Here is a 2,387-nt window from a genome sequence, read left to right on the forward strand (position 1 = left end):
CTCCAGCGCAACCCGTGACTTGAACTCTGCCGCATACCTCTTCCGCGTAACCTTGCCCATAAAACCCGTCCTCGTTCAGGCCAGATGATAGCTTATCGCCCTGTCCGAAAAATGGGGACCACCTCTGAATGTATATGTATACACCAGGCGACGGCACAGGATCTCAGTATCCTTTAAGGGGAACACTTATCCGGAACGGTGAATTCCCGACTGTTTCTCGCAACACTTATATCGGTCTACCAAATTGGAATACCGTTGGTGGAAAAGAAGCAATGATTGAATATTTATTCAAACATTCATTCAATAATTACGTTTCCTTCTCCCAGAACTTTCGATGGGAGAGATCGGATTATACGACCAAAGACGCGTACTTTAATACTATGGAGAGCGCCACGGAAGAGCAAGTGAGACCATGGGCATATCATACACAAGATAATACAATTGGTCTCGACAATCGAATATTTGGTAAGTTTTCGACCGGCCCTCTCCAGCATACATGGGTAGTCGGTTCTGATTTCAGGAGTTATTCTTACAGCCAGAACACACTTTATGACCGCGGGACCGCACCGATTATAAATATATATAACCCATCCAGCAATTACACTCCGTGTTTTAATATAAAATCGTCAGATTGCCAAGTTCGTGGATCAAATGGTTCATATGATTATTTTCAAGAGGGTGTATATTTCCAAGATCAGATCAAATGGAAAAAATTATCTGTAATAATTGGCGGACGAGAAGACTGGGTTAATTACAATTCTAAATCCATAGCACACTCAAATATAAACACCGGAGGAATAGTCACGACGACAGAAACAAAAAACGCACCGCAACCAGCGCATGCTTTTACATGGAGAGGGGGTATTTTGTATAGTTTTGACTTCGGTCTAACTCCATATTTTAGTTACTCAACCTCATTTATCCCCCAGACCTCTACAGATTATCAAGGACAACCGTTCTCCCCGCTGACAGGAAAGCAGCTCGAAGCTGGTTTAAAATATAAAATTCCAAACAAAGACGTGCTTATAACGGCAGCTGCTTTTCATATAGATGAAGATCACTATCTCATTAGCGACCTTGTGCATACTGGGTTTAGCACTGATGGTGGGCGTGTAAGATCTCAGGGGTTTGAGGTTTCTGCGAACGCCAATATTACCAAAGACCTGAGATTGGTCGCTTCATATACGTACAATGACATACGTTTCGCAAAAACCAACAAAACGTCGGAACGTTATAATCCCTATACTGACGCCAATTACGGCACTGCTATTTCGCAAGCAGGGATGTCCGTTCCGTACGTTCCCCGGAATATGTTTTCTATTTTTGCAGACTACACGTTGCCACGCAATATTGCTAAAGGTTTTGGATTAAACTGGGGGATGCGGTATGTCGGTTTTACCTATATTGATAACGTAGAATCTTTTAAAACAAAACCATATGCATTATTTGACATCGGCGCGCATTACGATTTTGGATCTCATTTCCCTTATTTAAGGGGATTAAAGGCGCAAATATCAATTTCTAATCTAACAAATAAATACTACGTTACTAGCTGCGCAACTTCTATCTGCTACGTTGGGCAAGGGCGAAAAGCTTACGGCAATATAACTTACAACTGGTAAATTTTCCCCACCCGAAAGTGCACCGACTTTTCCTTATTTAAAATCAACGTATTGCTCCTCGTCTTGAGGCTAAAGTCAAGGAGCAATGCGGCTGCAACTTCCGAGGGGCATCCCATGCAACAATCATGGGTTATCCCCGGCAAGTTCCATGGGGCCATCCATGCCAAACTCGAGGGACGCTGCTGTGCAAGAGCCGTGAGGTTACACGGCAACAGGCGTAGAATGCGCTCCGCGCCCCAAAAACGTTCGCGAAACTGGAGAAACCTGTTCGGAGATATATCCAGTGGGATCACACCAGAATGATGCGCAGACCGACCGGAATCTGCTCTTTCGTCTGATCGTCAGCGGCCAGATATCCCTTACCTCGCTGGTTGAGGCTCTTGCTGTGGCGGAACATCGTAATTTCCGAAAGGCCGGTGAAACCTTACGGATTTCACAATCTGCTATCAGCAACCGGATCGCCACCCTTGAAGATATTATCGGTTTCCGCCTGTTTGAACGCCGCAACGGCGTGCATGTCACCTACGAGGGACAGCAGTTTCTGTCCGTCATCAACGAAGCGGTCAGTCTGATTGACCTTGCACTCCGTCCCACCCGCCTGCTTCCTGTCACTGTTGATTTTCACTGAGAACTGACCTGGGTAGGGCGGAAATTTTCATCGAGATTTGATCCATGCCTTCACACTCCCCGGCAGCATCTGCTGGGGGTTTGAGGAGTGATTGACATGGAGCTTCTGAGTGTGATCCGTCGGTGGCACTGCCGGGA

General features: G+C 45.7%; 2 protein-coding genes. Both read left to right on the forward strand.

The features are described from left to right. The first annotated feature begins 128 nt into the window (after positions 1-128). Positions 129-1,622: a TonB-dependent siderophore receptor gene (locus tag KMAL_RS16450; protein ID WP_110571103.1), complete on the forward strand. Its 1,494-nt coding sequence runs from the start codon at positions 129-131 to the stop codon at positions 1,620-1,622. 283 nt (positions 1,623-1,905) lie between these two features. Continuing rightward, the gene (locus KMAL_RS16455) at positions 1,906-2,250 is read left to right on the forward strand and encodes a helix-turn-helix domain-containing protein (RefSeq protein ID WP_180999864.1); all 345 of its coding nucleotides are present in this window, start codon (positions 1,906-1,908) and stop codon (positions 2,248-2,250) included. The last annotated feature ends 137 nt before the right edge of the window (positions 2,251-2,387 follow it).

It is taken from the genome of Novacetimonas maltaceti, from assembly GCF_002906255.1.
GTDB classification, from domain to species: Bacteria; Pseudomonadota; Alphaproteobacteria; order Acetobacterales; family Acetobacteraceae; genus Novacetimonas; species Novacetimonas maltaceti.

Excerpts from the sequence above, each read along its gene's own strand:
- KMAL_RS16450 (WP_110571103.1), top strand. The coding sequence starts at position 129 with ATGTATATGTATACACCAGGCGACGGCACAGGATCTCAGTATCCTTTA.